This is a genomic window from Streptomyces sp. GL_148 (assembly GCF_057834205.1).
In genome coordinates this window covers 6,325,559-6,342,579 of the sequence record NZ_CM174396.1, presented here as the reverse complement: position 1 = coordinate 6,342,579, position 17,021 = coordinate 6,325,559, and the positions used below count along the sequence as shown (strand labels likewise).

Sequence of the window (17,021 nt, the reverse complement as noted above, 5' to 3'; positions counted from 1 at the left end):
CGGTGGAAGGGCGGGTAGGGGACTGCCCCGCAGGGCTACGCGGAGCCGGTCAGGCGGGACAGGGCCTCCGGCAGGGGGAGTTCCTCGCGGGTGCCGGAGCGGCGGTCCTGGAGTTCGACCACCGACTCCGCCGAGCGGCGGCCCGCGACCAGGATCCACGGGACCCCGATGAGCTCCGCGTCCGTCAGCTTCACCCCGGGTGACAGGCCGGGCCGGTCGTCCAGGAGGACGCGGAGACCGGCCCCGGCCAGGGACTCCGCCGCCGACTCCGCGAGGGCGAGCGGCACCGCCTTGCCCGCCGCCACGACGTGGACGTCGGCCGGGGCGACCGCGGCGGGCCAGCACAGGCCCCGCTCGTCCGCCGTCTGCTCGGCCAGCGCGGCCACCGCGCGGGAGACGCCGATTCCGTACGAGCCCATCGTGACCCGGACCGGCTTGCCCTCCTTGCCGAGGACGTCGAGCCCGAAGGCGTCCGCGTACTTCCGGCCGAGCTGGAAGATGTGCCCGATCTCGATGGCCCGGTCGAGCCGCAGCCCGGCGCCGCAGGAGGGGCAGGGGTCGCCCTCCTGGACGACGACGACGTCCAGGTACCGGTCCACCTCGAAGTCCCGCCCGCAGACCACGTTCCGGGCGTGCGTGTCGGGCTTGTTGGCCCCCGTGACCCAGGAGGTGCCCGGCGCGACGCGGGGATCGGCGAGGTAGCGGACCTTCTCCAGGCCCTGCGGGCCCACGTAGCCCCGTACGAGGTCGGGCCGGCCGGTGAAGTCCTCCGCCGTCACCAGTTCCACGACCGCCGGGGCCAGGTGCTCGCCGAGCTTGCCCAGGTCGACCTCCCGGTCACCCGGTACGCCGACGGCGGTGATCTCGCCGTCCACCTTCACGAGGAGGTTCTTCAGCGTCGCGGAGGCGGGGACGCCCAGGTGCGCCGCCAGGGTCTCGATGGTGGGGGTGTCGGGGGTCGGGATCTCCTCCAGCGGGCCGTGTTCCCCCGCGGCCGGGGTCAGGGCGAAGGTCACCGCCTCCGTGTTGGCCGCGTAGCCGCACGAGGGGCAGTCCGCGAAGGTGTCCTCGCCGGCCGGGGCCGGCGCGAGGAACTCCTCCGACGCCGATCCGCCCATCGCGCCCGACACGGCCGACACCACCCGGTGGTCGAGGCCGAGCCGCTCGAAGATGCGTACGTAGGCCTCGCGGTGGAGCCGGTAGGACTCCGCCAGGCCCTCGTCGGACACGTCGAAGGAGTACGAGTCCTTCATCTGGAACTCGCGGCCTCGCAGCACGCCCGAGCGGGGCCGCGCCTCATCCCGGTACTTGGTCTGGATCTGGTACAGCATGACCGGCAGGTCCTTGTAGGACGTGCACTGGTCCTTGACCACCAGGGTGAAGATCTCCTCGTGGGTGGGTCCGAGCAGGTAGTCCGCGCCCTTGCGGTCCTTGAGCCGGAAGAGCAGGTCCCCGTACTCCGACCAGCGCCCGCTGACCTCGTACGGCTCCTTCGGCAGCAGCGCCGGGAGCAGCACTTCCTGTGCCCCGATCCCGTCCATCTCCTCGCGGACGATGCGCGAGACGTTGTCCAGGACCCGCTTGCCGAGCGGCAGCCAGCTCCACACCCCGGCGGAGCTGCGCCGGACGTAGCCGGCCCGGACGAGCAGGCGGTGGCTGAGGGTTTCCGCGTCGGCGGGGTCCTCGCGGAGGGTCTTGGCCATGAGGCGGGACATGCGCTGCACGTGTTGCGTTGACATGACGGGAGGCTACCGGGGCCCGCGGGGGCCGCGGAAACGGTTTGGGGGCTACGGGGTCGGGGCGTACGGGGTGCGGCCCTACGGGGTCAGGGCCTGCGGGGTCAGGGCCTGCGCAGCGGCAGCGGGGCGCCCATGACGGCGTACGGGAGGCTCGCGCTCGGGAAGAGCACCTGGCGGGCGAGGTCCGTGTAGCCGAGGGAGCGGTAGAGGCCGCGGGCGGGGCTCTCGGTGTCGATCGCGGAGAGGATCGAGCGCTCCTCGGCGGCGGTGTCGGTGATCTGGGTGATGAGGGCGCGGCCGACGCCCTTGCCCTGGAACCCTGGGTGCACGTGCAGCTCGGTGATCACGAAGGAGCCGTCGAGCCAGCCCTCGTGGCCGCCGGCGCGCAGGTAGGGCTCGACGACTCCGGACCACCAGTGCGTGCGGTCGTTGGGCATGCCGTAGACGAACCCGGCGAGCACCCCGTCGTCGGTGAACGCGCCGAGCGCGCGGGCGCCGCGGCAGGTCATGTGGCGCTGGACGATGTAGCGCCGGATGCCGACCTCCTCCTCGCTGAGTCCGAAGGCCATGGCCTGTACGCGCAGGGCCTCGTCGACCCGGGCGGCGAGGTCGAGGGGCCCGATGCGCAGTCCGGCGGGCCGGCCGGGGTCGTCTCCCGCGGGGGTTGGCATCATGCGGCGACCTTACTGGCCGACCGTGGGGTCGGACAGGAAGATCGGAACAGGACGCTCGGATCGCCGCGCAGAGGGCGGCGCCGCGCTCAGAACAGCACGCTCATGAACGCGCCGACCTCGCGGAAGCCGACCCGGCGATAGGAGGCGCGCGCGGCGGTGTTGAAGTCGTTGACGTACAGGCTGACCACGGGGGCCACGTCCCGGAGCGCGTAGGCGACGACGGCGGCCATCCCGGTCTCGGAGTGCCCGCGGCCGCGGAACTCGGGGGCCACCCAGACGCCCTGGATCTGGCAGGCGCGGGAGGTCGCGGCGCCGATCTCGGCCTTGAAGAGGACCTTGCCGTCCTGGACGCGGGCGAAGGAACGGCCGCCGGCGACCAGCTCGGCGACCCGGGCCTGGTAGAGCAGGCCGCCGTCGCCGGTCATCGGGGAGATGCCGACCTCCTCGGTGAACATGGCCACGCAGGCGGGCATGATCAGGTCCATCTCGTCCTTGCGGATCCGGCGGACCCGGGGGTCGGCGGTCACCGTGGTGGACGGCTGCTCCATGACCATGAGCGGCTGGCGGGAGCGGACGTCGCGGGCCGGGCCCCAGCTCGGTTCCAGGAGCTGCCAGAGCAGCCCGGTGGCGTCGGCGGGGCCGACGATGGAGGAGCAGCGGCGGCCGGTGCGCCGGGCGCGGTCGGCGAAGGCCCGTACCGCGTCGGGTCCGGCGCAGACGGGCACCAGGTTGGCGCCGGCGTAGCAGAGCGAGCGGAGCTCGCCGTCGGCGTACCAGCCCCACATCTCGCCGCCCAGGCGCCACGGATCGAGCCCTGCGATCTGGACCCGGGAGGTGACGAAGGCGTTCTCGACCGGCTCGCGGCCGAGGATGTCGAGCGCGGCGTCAAGATCACTGGGCTCAAGGACCCGGGTGGTGGTCTGCGTCAACACTGGGGCCTCACCATGCAAGTCTGCTGATCTCCGCACTGTACCCGGACCGGCTCCGAGATGCCCCCGAGGGCCCTCGGGGGCGCCGGGCGGACCTGTTGCCGCCCCGGCGGAGGTCCGCATGCCGACGGGCCCGGGGCCGCACCTGCGGTCCCGGGCCCGTCATCGTTCCTCCTGCGGAGCCGTACTGCTCCCCGCGGGGAGCTACACGCCGATGGCGACCGTCGGCTCGCCCGACATCACGCCGTCCTTCTCCATCTGCTCGGCGATCTTCATCGCCTCTTCGATGAGGGTCTCGACGATCTTCGACTCGGGCACGGTCTTGATGACCTCGCCCTTCACGAAGATCTGGCCCTTTCCGTTGCCGGAGGCGACGCCCAGGTCGGCCTCACGGGCCTCGCCGGGGCCGTTGACGACGCAGCCCATGACCGCGACGCGCAGCGGGACCTCCATGCCCTCCAGGCCCGCCGTGACCTCCTCGGCCAGCTTGTAGACGTCCACCTGCGCACGCCCGCAGGACGGGCAGGAGACGATCTCCAGGCGGCGCGGCTTGAGGTTCAGCGACTCCAGGATCTGGATGCCGACCTTGATCTCCTCCACCGGCGGGGCCGACAGCGAGACGCGGATCGTGTCGCCGATGCCCTCGGAGAGCAGCGCGCCGAAGGCGACGGCGGACTTGATCGTGCCCTGGAACGCCGGGCCGGCCTCGGTGACGCCGAGGTGCAGCGGGTAGGTGCACTGGGCGGCGAGCTGGCGGTAGGCGTTGACCATGACCACCGGGTCGTTGTGCTTGACCGAGATCTTGATGTCGCTGAAGCCGTGCTCCTCGAAGAGGGAGGCCTCCCACAGCGCGGACTCGACCAGCGCCTCGGGCGTGGCCTTGCCGTACTTCTTCAGCAGTCGCGCGTCGAGCGAGCCGGCGTTGACGCCGATCCGGATCGGGGTACCGGCGTCCTTGGCGGCGCGCGCGATCTCCTTGACCTTGTCGTCGAACTGCTTGATGTTGCCGGGGTTCACACGGACGGCGGCGCAGCCGGCGTCGATCGCGGCGAACACGTACTTCGGCTGGAAGTGGATGTCCGCGATGACCGGGATGTTCGACTTCTTCGCGATCACGGCGAGCGCGTCGGCGTCGTCCTGCGTCGGGCAGGCCACGCGCACGATGTCGCAGCCGGAAGCGGTCAGCTCGGCGATCTGCTGGAGCGTGGCTCCGATGTCGGAGGTCCTGGTGGTGGTCATCGACTGCACGGAGATCTGCGCGTCGCCGCCGACGGCCACCGAGCCGACCTGGATCTTGCGGCTGACCCTGCGGTCGGCGAGCTTCGTCGGCACGGCCGGCATTCCGAGAGAGATGGCAGTCATCTGCTGTGCAACCCCAAGGTGTGGATATAGGTGCCGGGATCGGCGGGCCCCAGCGTCCGAGATTACGCCAACCGGCACGTCTCCCGCGCATCGCAGGGGGTGTGCCACCCGAACGTAGGGAGCCGGGCACGATGCGTGCCCGGCTCCGGTCCGCATGCGGTAGGGGTGCCCCGTACGACGATCCGACGATCTTTCGATCAGGTGATTTTGATGGGGTTGACCACATCCGCGGCCAGCACCAGCAAGGTGAAGCAGAGGAAGACCCCGGCCACCACGTACGCCGCGGGCATCAGCCTCGCCACGTCGAACGGGCCCGGGTCGGCCCGCCGGAAGACCCGGGCGAAGGCCCGCCGCACCGACTCCCACAGGGCGCCCGCGATGTGCCCGCCGTCCAGCGGCAGCAGGGGCAGCATGTTGAAGAGGAAGAGGGAGAGGTTGAACATGCCCAGGACGTTCAGCATGATCGACATCCGCTCCTCGCTCGGAATGTCCAGGTTCGCGACCTCCGCGTTGATCCTGGCCGCGCCGATGATGCCCATCGGGGAGTCGGGCTCCCGCTCGGCGCCGTTGAAGACCGAGTTCCACAGGGCCGGGATCTTGCCCGGGAGCTGGGCCAGGCCCTGCAGGCTGCTCTGGACGACCTCGCCGACCCGGTCCGCGGACTGGGCGAAGGTGAGCGGGGCGATCACGGACTTCGGGCCGACGCCGAGGTAGCCGGCGGAGACGTACTCGCCCTTGACGTAGCCGCCGTGGCCGTCGGTCTTGCCCACGCGGTTCTCCACGAGGCTCGCGTGGAGGGTCAGCTTCTGCCCGTCGCGCAGGACGGTGAGGGTGGCCGGCCCGATGGTGTCCCGGATGTTCTTCTGGAGGGTGCCCCAGTCCTCGACCGGCTTGCCCTGGAAGGCCACGATCTTGTCGCCGGCCTGCAGGCCCGCGGCCTTGCCCGGGGCCGCCGGGTCGCCGGCCCGGCATTCGTCGCGGTTCTCGCTCTGCTTGATCACGCAGTCGGTGACGGTCTGGACCTGGGTGGTCGTCTGCTGCACCCCGAAGGTCATCCAGACGCCGAAGAAGATCGCCATCGCCAGGACCAGGTTCATGAACGGTCCCGCGAACATCACGATCACGCGCTTCCACGGCTTGCGCGTGTAGAAGAGCCGCGATTCGTCGCCCGGCTGCAACTCCTCGTACGCCGCCGAGCGCGCGTCCTCGATCATCGTGCGGAACGGCGACGTCGAGCGGACGGTGACCTTGCCGTCCTCGCCCGGCGGGAACATCCCGATCATGCGGATGTACCCGCCCATCGGGATGGCCTTGAGCCCGTACTCGGTGTCGCCCTTCTTGCGCGACCAGATGGTCCGGCCGAAGCCGACCATGTACTGGGGCACGCGGATGCCGAAGAGCTTGGCCGTGGAAAGGTGGCCGAGCTCGTGCCAGGCGATCGAGAAGAGCAGCCCGACCGCGAAGACGAGCACGCCGATCAAGGTGAGCAGTACGGTCATGCGCGCGCCTCCACTGCGGCCCGTGCCGCCATCTCCTGTGCCCGGGCCCTGGCCCAGGTCTCCGCTTCAAGGACGTCCGCGACGGTGAGGGAAGTTCCCCCGGCGGGGGTTCCGTGCTCATCGACCACGGCAGAGACCGTATCCATGATTGCTGTGAACGGGAGCCGCCCGGCCAGGAAGGCCTCCACGCACTCCTCGTTCGCCGCATTGAACACGGCGGGCGCGGTACCGCCCAGGGCGCCGACGTGCCGGGCCAGGCCCACCGCCGGGAAGGCCTCCGTGTCCAGCGGGAAGAACTCCCAGGTGGACGCCTTGGTCCAGTCGAAGGCGGTGGACGCGTCCGGGACCCGCTGGGGCCAGCCGAGACCGATCGCGATCGGGCCGCGCATGTCGGGCGGGGTGGCCTGGGCCAGCGTGGAGCCGTCCGTGAACTCCACCATGGAGTGCACGTACGACTGCGGGTGGACCACGACCTCGATCCGCTCGAAGGGGATGTCGTAGAGCAGGTGCGCCTCGATGACCTCCAGCCCCTTGTTGACCAGGGTCGCCGAGTTGACGGTGATCACGGGGCCCATCGCCCAGGTCGGGTGGGCCAGGGCGTCCTGCACCGTGACCGAGGCCAGCTCGGCGCGGGTGCGGCCGCGGAAGGGCCCGCCGGAGGCGGTGACCACGAGCCTGCGCACCTCTGCGCGGGTGCCCGCGGCCAGGGCCTGGAAGAGCGCGGCGTGCTCGGAGTCGACCGGGATGATCTGGCCCGGCTTCGCCAGGGCCTTCACCAGCGGGCCGCCGACGATCAGCGACTCCTTGTTCGCGAGGGCCAGGGTCCGCCCGGCGCGCAGCGCGGCGAGGGTGGGCGCGAGGCCGATGGAACCGGTGATGCCGTTGAGCACGGTGTGGCACTCGGAGGCGGCGAGCTCGGTCGCCGCGTCCGGTCCGGCGAGGATCTCGGGCAGCGGCTCACCGGCGCCGTACTCGGCGTCCAGCGCCTCCTTGAGCGCCGGTACGACGTCTTCGCGCGCGACGGCCACGGTCTTGACGCGCAGCAGCCGGGCCTGCTCGGCCAGCAGCGCGACCCGGCCGCCGGCGGCGGACAGGGCAGTGACCCGGAACCGGTCCGGGTTGCGCAGGGCGAGGTCGATGGCCTGGGTCCCGATGGACCCCGTGGAGCCGAGGATGACGATGTCCCGACGGCCGGCCGCGGGGTCGAAGAGGAGATGCGGATCGGCAAGGGGGAATGGGCGGTCGCTCATGGACCCATGTTGCCGCAACTCAGGGGCGCCCGGACACGGAGCCCCCCTCGGTTACCCGAAGGAGGAGGTGCGGGAGCGTCCCGGCGAAGTCCGGGAGGGTACTTGCCACGCGCCACCAGGCGTCCGGATCGGAGCCGAGCGCCAGCGCGAACAGCCGGTCGGCCTCGGCCCGCGCGGCGAGCACCGGGCCGGACGGCTCGTGGCGGTCGGGGTGGTCCACGTCACCCAGCCAGTGGTCCTCGTCCAGGGCCCAGCAGGCGGGCGCCTTGTGCCGGATCACGTCCTCGCCGGTGAGCAGCCCGCGGGCGAGGCAGTCGCGCACCCACCGGATGTCCTCCTGGACGGACTCCATGGGCACCGCGAGGCTCGCCAGGGCCAGTTCGCGGTCCACACCCGCAACGGGCTCGGCGCCCCCGGGCGCCACGGAGCGCACCGCCTCGGCGAGTCCGGGGACCGGTGGTCCTTCGGCGGGCTCCGGCAGGGTGCCGCGCACGATCCGGGCCACCAGGACCGGCAGGGTGCCCGGGAAGGCGGGGGCGTGGCGCAGCAGCTCCGCCCAGAGCCGGGGGTCGTCGCGCAGGGGGCGCAGCGCCCGGGCGACGGCCGTGCGCATCCCCGTCCGTTCGGGCAGGCTCCAGCGCAGGCCGCGGGCCCCGGTCAGGTCGGTGAGCAGCAGGGCGCGGTGTGCGGGGGCCACGTGGGCGACGAGCTCCTCGTGCGTGACCCGGCCCATCCGCACGGCGCGGACGGCCGGCCGGTGCCAGGAGCGCATCTGAGCCGCCGCGGTGGCGAGCAGCCCGTGGACGGTCTCCCGGGGCAGGTCCTCGACGAGCAGCAGGGCTTCGACGGAGCCGGCCGGCAGCGGCCGGCGGAGGTGTTCGGCCAGCAGCAGCTCCGGGTCCGGGTGGTGGCGGAGCGCCAGGATGTCCAGCGGGACCCGCGGCCCGCGCCGCCCGTGCCGGCGGAGCAGCCCGATGAGCTCGGCCGCGGTGAGCGGTCCCTCGCCGGGGTCCCGGCCGAGCTCGGCGCGGAGCACCGGCAGGAGTTCCGGCGGGGTCCGGCGGCGGGCGTACCGGGCGGGCCCGGGCAGGCCGGGCAGCGGCCGGCCCACGACGCGGGGGTTGCGGGCGACGTAGGTCCGGTCGGCCGCGCCTCCGTGGCGGAGCAGCAGGGTGACGGTCGAGGCCGCCAGCCATTCGTCCCGGCACAGGTACTTGAAGGTGGGCTCGTCGAGCCGGCCGATCATGTCGGTGACGACGTGGTCCGGTGCGTGGCGCAGCACGTGCGCCACGCACCAGGCCAGCCGTCGGCTGGTGCGGTCTTCCTCGGCCGTCGGCATCGTTCTCGTCCGCCTCGCGCTGTGCTCGTACGACTACCAGTACCCGTACCGGTACCCATACTCATCCTCGTACATCTGTCCGATGTCCGGCGATGATTTCAGGTCAGCGCAGCGGCCGGTGGACGTTTTCGCGGGTGGAGGGGCCGGGGGTGGCGTCGGCGATCCACGGGCCGTCGCCGGAGGGGTCCAGGACGCCCTCCTCCAGCCACGTGTAGGTGCCGTTCAGGACCCCGGCGACAACCTTGCGGTCCAGGTCGTCGGTGTTGTCCCAGAGCCGCCCGAAGAGCTCCTCGACGCGGAGCCGGGACTGCCGGCAGAAGGCGTCGGCCAGCTGGTAGGCCTCGCGGCCGTGCTCGCCGGAGGCCCGCAGGTGCTCGGCGCGCACGCAGGCCGCGCTCATCGCGAAGAGCTCGGCGCCGATGTCGACGATCCGGCCGAGGAACCCCTGCTTGGTCTCCATCCGGCCCTGCCAGCGGGACATGGCGTAGAAGGTCGACCGGGCGAGTTTGCGCGAGCCGCGTTCGACGTAGCGCAGGTGGGTGGCCAGGTCGGGGTGGCCGCTCGGGTGGAAGGCCCGGTAGGTGCCGGGGACCTGGCCGGCCCCGGTGGCGAGCTGGGGCAGCCAGCGGGCGTAGAACCCGGCGGCGCGGGCGCCCGCCTTCGCCTTGTCGCCGAGTGGCTTCTCCGGGTCGATGAGGTCGCCGGCCACCGACAGGTGGGCGTCCACGGCCTCGCGGGCGATCAGCAGGTGCATGATCTCGGTGGATCCCTCGAAGATCCGGTTGATGCGCAGGTCGCGGAGCATCTGCTCGGCCGGCACGGCCCGCTCGCCGCGGGCGGCGAGGGACTCGGCGGTCTCGAAGCCGCGCCCGCCGCGGATCTGGACCAGCTCGTCGGCCATCAGACAGGCCATCTCGGAGCCGTAGAGCTTGGCGAGGGCGGCCTCGATGCGGATGTCGTTGCGGTCCTCGTCGGCCATCTGGGAGGCCAGGTCGACCACGGCCTCCAGGGCGAAGGTGGTGGCCGCGATGAAGGAGATCTTGGCGCCGACGGCCTCGTGCAGGCCGACGGGCCGTCCCCACTGCTCGCGCACGCCGGACCATTCGCGGGCGATCTTCAGGCACCACTTCCCCGCGCCCACGCACATGGCGGGCAGCGACAGCCGGCCCGTGTTCAGGGTGGTCAGCGCGATCTTCAGCCCGGCGCCCTCGGCGCCGATGCGCTGGGCCGCGGGGACCCTGACCCGGTGGAAGCGGGTGACGCCGTTCTCCAGGCCGCGCAGGCCCATGAAGGCGTTGCGGTGCTCGACGGTGATGCCCGGGGAGTCGGCCTCGACGACGAAGGCGGTGATCCCGCCGCGGTGGTTCTCGCTCTTCGGCACCCGGGCCATGACGACGAGCAGGTCGGCGACGACCCCGTTGGTGGTCCAGAGCTTCACGCCGTCCAGGACGTACGCGTCCTCCCCGTCCGGGACCGCCGTGGTGGCCAGCCGCGCCGGGTCGGAGCCGACGTCGGGCTCGGTGAGGAGGAAGGCGCTGATGGCGGTGGTCGCGCAGCGCGGCAGGTAGGCGTCCTTCTGCTCCTGCGTGCCGAACATCTTCAGCGGCTGGGGTACGCCGATCGACTGGTGGGCGGAGAGCAGGGCGCCGATGGCCGGGCTGACGGAGCCGACGAGGGCGAGGGCCTTGTTGTAGTACACCTGGGTGAGGCCGAGGCCCCCGTACTTCGGGTCGATCTTCATGCCGAGCGCGCCGAGCTCTTTGAGCCCGCGCACGGTCTCGTCTGGGATCTTCGCCTCGCGCTCGATGCGCGCCCCGTCGACGGAGGTCTCGCAGAACTCCCGCATCCGGGCCAGGAAGGCCTCCCCGCGCCGGACGTCCTCCTCGGCGGGGAGCGGGTGGGGGTGGATCAGGTCGAGCCGGAACCGTCCGAGGAACAGCTCCTTGGCGAAGCTCGGCCGCTGCCAGTTCTGTTCCCGGGCCGCTTCCGCGACCTGCCGTGCCTCGCGCTCGGTCACCTTGGGCTGTACGGGCCGTACGGGCTGTGCGGGCTGGGTGTCGCTGTCGCCGGGCTGTGTTGCGGACATGAGGGGGCTCACCTCGCCGCCGAGAGAGGGGGTGCTTACCGGTGGGTGCTACCAGTGAGTCGTACCCGTTTCGGGCGGCGGGGAAGCGGCGGTAAAAGAGGGACGCAGGAGCCCCCGCACAGCGGGGGCTCCTGCGGTCCGGCGCCGCGCAGTCGCTCAGCCCTGTGCCCCGCCGTCCTGCGGGACCGCCGGACGGCGGCGGAGCAGGATCACCAGTACGGCACGGGCGTCCCGGCGGCGGGGGGCCGTACGGGCGAACACCGCGACTGCGGCGGTCACGCCGACCGTCGTGCCGTAGACGATCCCGCCCGCGCCCAGGGCGGTCACGCCGGTGAGAACGGTGTCGATGGTGCTGCTGTTCATGTGCTGCTCCTCCGGTGACTGTCGGCCTCGCGTCGCCTTGCCTCGGCTCGGCCAGGCCCCGATTCAGGCACCGGGCGGGAGGAGAACGGATTCCGGTTTCGGCAATCCCCTGGGACAGTCCAGGTGAGGCGGCCTAGGCTGACTTTTCCGGTCAGGACCGGACCGGAACGGCTCGGCGAAGGGGGGCAGCGGTGGGCGCGCGGCTGGACTTCGCCGCCAGGCTGGCGGAGCTGTACGAGGCAGTGGGACGGCCTCAGCTCAAGCAACTGGTCACAGAGGCGAACCGGGGACTGTCCCCGAAGGGCCAGCAGGTCACGCTCAACCGTGTCAGCGCCTGGAAGAACGGCGACAACGTCCCGCAGTCGGAAGCACAACTGCTCGCCGTGGTGCGTTCCCTGATCAGGGAGGCGAGAGGCCGCACCGCCCCGGACGACGCCACGCGCGGGCTGTACGACGAGGCCTGCTGGCTGACCTGGTGGCGCAAGGCCCGCGTCCCCCGCGGCGAAGCCCGGCGCGGCGGACGGCGCGACGGACGGCGAACAGCCGCGGCACTGGCTGCCGGAGCCGGTACGCGGCGTGCTGGAACGCCAGCGCGAAGCCGCCGAGGAGCTCCCCTACCTGCTGCGCCCCGAGGGACGCCCGCACCGCCTGACCACCGTGTACGTACGCCAGCTGCTGGACCCTTCGGGAGAGGAGCACGCACGCCGCGAAGGTCCGGCGCGGCCGATCGAGGGCGTGCTCGGCACGGGTGAGGGCGGCCATCTGCTGGTGCAGGGCGAACCCGGCGGCGGGAAGTCCACGCTGCTGCACCGGTGCGCGCTCGACCTGGGGCAGGCCGCACAGAGCTCGGCGGCGCCGGGCGGCCTGGTGCCGCTGCTGGTCACCGCGGCGCAGATCGCCGGCGGCGGGCCCGGCTTCGAGGCCGCCGTGGCCGAGGCCACCGGGCTCGGTACGGGAAGGCTTCCGGAACTGCCCCGGGGGGCCCGCTGGCTGATCCTCGTCGACGCCCTCGACGAGGTGGACCGGGAGCACCGCATCCGCCTGATCAACCTGCTCGCCGACCGCCCCTCGGACGGACCACGGCTGCTGCTCACCACCCGGCCCGACCCCGAAGGCACACCGGTCCTCGCGCGGGCGGGCTTCGACGCGTACGAGCTGGAACCCTTCGACCAGGTGAGCCTGGAGGCATTCGCCCGGGCCTGGCTCGAGGACTCCGGGCGTGCGGATCTCGCCGACGGCTTTCTGCGGCAGGTCGACGAGGCGGAGCTGGGCTCGCTGCTGCACAACCCCCTGCTGGCCACGGTCGCGGTGCTCGTGTTCGAGGACGACCCCGGGCGCCCGCTCCCCGACAGCCGCTGGAAGCTGTACGAGGAGGCCAGGGCCCACCTGAGGGCGGCGAAACAGGTCAAGGTCCGCCGCTTCTGGGCGGAGCTGGAGGCACGGGCCCGGCTGACCGCCCGGGGCACGGGAGCGGTGGCGTACCTGCGCCGGCATCTCGACGACCTGGTCACGCACCTGGCCCTCCTCCAGGTGGCGCAGGGCACGGCGGACCTCGTCGAGGAGGCGCGCCGCTGGTGGGAGGAGAACGCCGCCGACGGGCACGGCCGGTTCGGCGCGCTGCCCCCGCTGGACGGCTGGGACGGATCGGTCACCGAGGCCCTGCTGGGCACCGGTCTCCTGGTGCGTACGGGGGCCGGTCTGCGGTTCCTGCACGCCACCTTCGCCGAACACCTGGCGGCCGAGCGCCTGGCCGACGGCCTGCCCGCGGAGTTCGACCCCGAGTCGGACGCGTGGCGCGGCGCGCTGCACCGTACCTTCGGCAACCGCTGGGACCATGGAGGACCGTGGGCCATCCGTGTCGGAGCGCTGGTCCACTACAGCCACCGGCACCGCAAGGGCGGTACGGCGCTGCTGGACTGGCTCCAGGAGGGCCCGTTCCGGGATCAGTTGTCGGCCGGCCGCCTCCTGGCCGAGCGGTGCCCGGCGCAGGACCGCCACGTCGAACGGTTCCTGGCAGCCGTCGCCGGTTCACCGTACGCGGACGTCGGCGGCGAGCGCTGGAGGCTGATGAGACGCATTCGCCACGATCTGGTCGGGCAATACCTGTACGACACCGCGAACGACGAGGACTCGCCGTACTGGATGCAAGCGGCGAAGGCACTGGCGACGCGGGACCAACCGGCCGCCTGCCGGGCGCTGCTGCGGGCGGTCTCGGATCCCGCGGCGAAGTCGAGGGGCCGGGCGGCGCTCGTACTGGCGGACATCGATACCGCCTACGCCCCGGAGGCCGTCGTGGCGTCGCGGGCCGAGGCGCTCGATCGTCGCGCCCATGACATCGAGCGGTGGGGGGCGGTGAGCTCGCTGGAAGCCCTGGCACGGTTCACCGGCGTCGAAGTCGCCTGGGCCCTGCGCGACGTCTTCGACGCCCCCGGCATCGACTCCCAGACCCGGTGGAACGCGGCCAACGCCCTGGCCCGGTTGGGCGGGGCACATGTGGAAGAGGCAGCGGAAGGCTTCCGAAGGGTGATGTCCGACGGTCAGGATCTGAAAGACCGGCTGCTCGCGGCTCAATACTTGGCCCGCCTGGGCAGCGCCCACGGGGCAGAGGCGGCGGAAGCCTTCCGAGGGGTGATCGCAGAAGGCAGCCATGCTCCGGACGACCGGCGGTTCGCGGCCGGCGGCCTGGCCAGGCTCGGCGGGACGTACGTGGAGGAGGCGGCGGCGGCCCTGCATGCCATGGCGGCGGGGAGCGCGGGACAGGAACGGTTGATGGCGGCAAGGGCACTGGCGGGGCTGAAGGGGCCGTACGTGGGTGCGGCGGCACGCATCCTGCACGACGTGACCGGGAACCAGGGCGCGCCCTGGCGCGAACGGATGGCAGCGGCCGATGAGTTGGCGGGTCTGGGCGAGCCGCATGCCGAGGAGGCGGTGCAGTGCCTCCGAGTGATGGCCACGGACCCCCGTACGGCTTGGACCGGCCGGTGGTGGGCGTGGCGGGTACTTCGCGCCCCCGGCGGACCGTACGGGCAGGACACCGGGCACCTGCTGGGTCTGATCGGTGATCATCGGACGGCTCCGCGTGACCGGGTGCGCGCTGTGGACGCCCTGACCCAGCCGGATGGCGAGCACCGGCCGCAGGTTGCCAAAGCCCTGAAGGACCTGGTCGCCGACGGTGACGCGAGTACGCGGGTACGTAGGGACGCCACACGGCTGCTTCTCCTCGCGGAGCCGGACAGGGACTGGCAGGGGAATGTGCCGATCCTGCAATCCCTGCTGGCCGACCGGAGAACGAGCACCGAGCTCCGGGAGAGGATCGTGCATGTTCTGACGGCACGGGCCGGTCTGCGCGAGGCGGGAGCCGTCGACGCCCTGGAAGCAGTGGCGCTCGGGAAGACGGGGTGGAAGAAGCAGAGCCTGGGGGTCCGGGGGCTGGCAGCCCGGAACCTCCTTGCGTTGGACAGGCGTTTCGAGCCGGTCGCGGCCCCGGTCCTGCGGAAGGTGCTCGTCGATCGGACCATCGCACCGGAAGAGAGGTTCTACGCGGCCCAGGAGCTGCTCACCCTGGGCGGTCCGGACGTGCCGCTCGCCGCGGAGGGGATTCGGGCCGTGGCGGCCGACCCCCGGACGCCGTACTACACGCGAGATGTGGCGGTACCGGCCCTCATCGCCCTGGGTGGCCCTCATGTGGCGGCCGCTGCGGAAGCACTGCGGGCCGTGGTGACCGAGCCCGTCGTGTACGGGTTCGACCGCGAGTCGGCGGCGAAATCGCTGGCCGGACTGGGCGAACCGTACGTGGAATGGGCGGCCTGGGCCCTGCGCCAGGCGCTGGGCAAGCGCAGGACGTACGCGAGGGTGCAGGTGGCGAAGATGCTCGCCGGCCTCGGTCCCGCGTACACGGACGACGCCGCGCGGGCGCTGCGGGGAATGATCGGGGCCCGCATGGCCGACGAGTACGAGTGGCGCAATGCGATGGAAGCGCTGGCCGGTCTCGGGAGTCCCTACCGGGCCGAGGTCCTGCACATGCTGACCGGCACGCTCACCGCACCCGGGTCGAAGCCCCGTGAGGTCCGCCGGGCATCGCGGGTACTGGCCCGGATCAGCCCCGGGCACGTGCTGCTCGAGGACTGGTCGGGCTGAGCGGAGTACGAGAAGCGCAACGCACAAAGACGGCCGGAGCCCCCGCACAGTAGGCTCCGGCCGTCGGCTTGGTGGCCGTACGAGTTCGGTCAGATGTCGAGGCCGCTGAGGACCAGGACCCGCTCGTAGGTGTAGTCGTCCATCGCGTAGCGCACGCCCTCGCGGCCCACACCGGACTGCTTGACGCCGCCGTAGGGCATCTGGTCGGCGCGGTAGGACGGGACGTCGCCGACGATCACGCCGCCGACCTCCAGCTCGCGGTGGGCGCGGAACGCGGTCTGGATGTTCCGCGTGAAGACGCCGGCCTGCAGACCGAACTTCGAGTCGTTGACGGCGGCGAAGGCCTCGTCGGTGTTCTCGACCCGGCGCAGGGTGAGGACCGGTCCGAAGACCTCCTCGGTGGCGAGGCTGACTCCCGCGGGCACCTCGGCGACGACGGTGGGCTCGTACGAGGCACCCTCGCGCTTGCCGCCGGTGAGCAGCTTGGCTCCGGCGGACACGGCCTCGTCGACCCAGGACTCGACCCGCTTGGCGGCGTCCTCGGAGACGAGGGGGCCGACGTCGGTGGCGGAGTCGTTCGGGTCGCCGGTGACCTGCTCGCGGACCTTGGCGACGACCTTCTCGACGAGGCGGTCGTAGACCGTCGCGTCGGCGATCACGCGCTGCACGCCGATGCAGGACTGGCCGGCCTGGTAGTTCGAGAAGGTCGCGATGCGGGTCGCGGCCCAGTCGAGGTCGGCCTCGGAGGACCAGTCCTCCAGGACCACGGCCGCGGCGTTGCCGCCGAGCTCCAGGGTGCAGTGCTTGTGGGGCACGGCCTGCTGGATGGCGTAGCCGACCTTGTCGGAACCGGTGAAGGAGATGACGGGCAGGCGCTCGTCCTTGACCAGCTCCGGCATCTTGTCGTTGGCGACGGGGAGCACGGACCAGGAACCGGCCGGCAGGTCGGTCTCGGCGAGCAGCTCGCCGAGGATCAGACCGGAGAGCGGGGTGGCCGGGGCCGGCTTCAGGATGATCGGCACGCCGACGGCGATGGCGGGGGCCACCTTGTGGGCGCACAGGTTCAGCGGGAAGTTGAAGGGCGCGATGCCCAGGACCGGACCCTTGACGAAGCGGCGGGTCAGGGCCAGGCGGCCGACGCCGCCGGCGTCGGTGTCCAGGCGCTGGGCCTCTCCGCCGTTGAAGCGGCGGGCCTCTTCGGAGGCGAAGCGGAACACGGACACCGCACGGCCGACCTCACCGCGCGCCCACTTGATCGGCTTGCCGTTCTCGGCGGAGATCAGCAGCGCGATCTCCTCGGTGCGCTCGGCGAGCCGGCGGGCGACGTGGGCCAGGGCCTCGGCGCGTACGTGGGCCGGGGTCGCGGAGAACTCCGCCGTCACGGCGTGGGCCGCGGCGACGGCCTCTTCGACCTGGGCGTCGGTCGGGACGCTCACGGTACCGACGAGGCGGCCGTCCCACGGGGAGTGGACGTCGAGGCTGTCGTCGCCCGTGGCCTGGCGGCCGGCGAGCCAGAAGGCGTGGGTGGAAGTCATGCTGATCCCGGCCCTTCGGAGTGTGTGCGGTGGGTCCTTGTCCCCTCCACCGTAGGACTCCGCCGGGGTTTCGGCGTTTGTCCGGGGTGGAGTACGTGCGTGGCGCGG

Annotated in this window: 11 protein-coding genes; 1 reads left to right on the top strand and 10 read right to left on the bottom strand. The window is 72.3% G+C overall.

The window, feature by feature from the left end; translation table 11 throughout:
- Positions 1 to 35 precede the first annotated feature (35 nt).
- The 9 genes from AC3IYI_RS29130 to AC3IYI_RS29090 all read right to left on the bottom strand — a co-directional run bounded on the left by AC3IYI_RS29130 (position 36) and on the right by AC3IYI_RS29090 (position 11,241).
- Positions 36 to 1,739, bottom strand: coding sequence for a proline--tRNA ligase (locus tag AC3IYI_RS29130; protein ID WP_489406474.1), 1,704 nt, complete (start codon positions 1,737 to 1,739; stop codon positions 36 to 38).
- 101 nt (positions 1,740 to 1,840) lie between these two features.
- Positions 1,841 to 2,410 carry a GNAT family N-acetyltransferase gene (locus tag AC3IYI_RS29125; protein WP_489411715.1) on the bottom strand — a complete coding sequence of 190 codons (570 nt, stop codon included), beginning with the start codon at positions 2,408 to 2,410 and terminating at the stop codon, positions 1,841 to 1,843.
- Positions 2,411 to 2,499: 89 nt separating this feature from the next.
- Positions 2,500 to 3,345 (bottom strand): GNAT family N-acetyltransferase, encoded by an 846-nt coding sequence (locus tag AC3IYI_RS29120; protein ID WP_489406473.1) that lies wholly within the window; start codon positions 3,343 to 3,345, stop codon positions 2,500 to 2,502.
- Between the two features lie 201 nt (positions 3,346 to 3,546).
- Positions 3,547 to 4,704 (bottom strand): flavodoxin-dependent (E)-4-hydroxy-3-methylbut-2-enyl-diphosphate synthase, encoded by a 1,158-nt coding sequence (gene ispG, locus AC3IYI_RS29115; protein ID WP_243337575.1) that lies wholly within the window; start codon positions 4,702 to 4,704, stop codon positions 3,547 to 3,549.
- A gap of 197 nt (positions 4,705 to 4,901) precedes the next feature.
- On the bottom strand, positions 4,902 to 6,203 hold the full coding sequence (locus tag AC3IYI_RS29110; RefSeq protein ID WP_489406472.1) for a M50 family metallopeptidase: 1,302 nt from the start codon (positions 6,201 to 6,203) through the stop codon (positions 4,902 to 4,904).
- Complete coding sequence (dxr, locus tag AC3IYI_RS29105) at positions 6,200 to 7,453, bottom strand: 1-deoxy-D-xylulose-5-phosphate reductoisomerase (RefSeq protein ID WP_489406471.1); 1,254 nt, start codon at positions 7,451 to 7,453, stop codon at positions 6,200 to 6,202. The genes AC3IYI_RS29110 and dxr overlap by 4 nt, the downstream gene beginning before the upstream one ends.
- A gap of 19 nt (positions 7,454 to 7,472) precedes the next feature.
- Positions 7,473 to 8,792, bottom strand: coding sequence for a serine/threonine-protein kinase (locus AC3IYI_RS29100; RefSeq protein WP_489406470.1), 1,320 nt, complete (start codon positions 8,790 to 8,792; stop codon positions 7,473 to 7,475).
- A gap of 103 nt (positions 8,793 to 8,895) precedes the next feature.
- Positions 8,896 to 10,878, bottom strand: a complete 1,983-nt coding sequence (locus AC3IYI_RS29095) for an acyl-CoA dehydrogenase family protein (protein WP_489406469.1) — start codon at positions 10,876 to 10,878, stop codon at positions 8,896 to 8,898.
- Positions 10,879 to 11,034: 156 nt separating this feature from the next.
- Positions 11,035 to 11,241: a hypothetical protein gene (locus AC3IYI_RS29090; RefSeq protein WP_489406468.1), complete on the bottom strand. Its 207-nt coding sequence runs from the start codon at positions 11,239 to 11,241 to the stop codon at positions 11,035 to 11,037.
- 576 nt (positions 11,242 to 11,817) lie between these two features.
- On the opposite strand from AC3IYI_RS29090, the gene AC3IYI_RS29085 reads away from it, so the two are divergent.
- Positions 11,818 to 15,378 (top strand): NACHT domain-containing protein, encoded by a 3,561-nt coding sequence (locus AC3IYI_RS29085; RefSeq protein ID WP_489406467.1) that lies wholly within the window; start codon positions 11,818 to 11,820, stop codon positions 15,376 to 15,378.
- Positions 15,379 to 15,467: 89 nt separating this feature from the next.
- Here AC3IYI_RS29085 and AC3IYI_RS29080 read toward each other — a convergent pair whose 3' ends face one another.
- Positions 15,468 to 16,913 carry an aldehyde dehydrogenase family protein gene (locus AC3IYI_RS29080; RefSeq protein WP_489406466.1) on the bottom strand — a complete coding sequence of 482 codons (1,446 nt, stop codon included), beginning with the start codon at positions 16,911 to 16,913 and terminating at the stop codon, positions 15,468 to 15,470.
- Positions 16,914 to 17,021 lie beyond the last annotated feature (108 nt).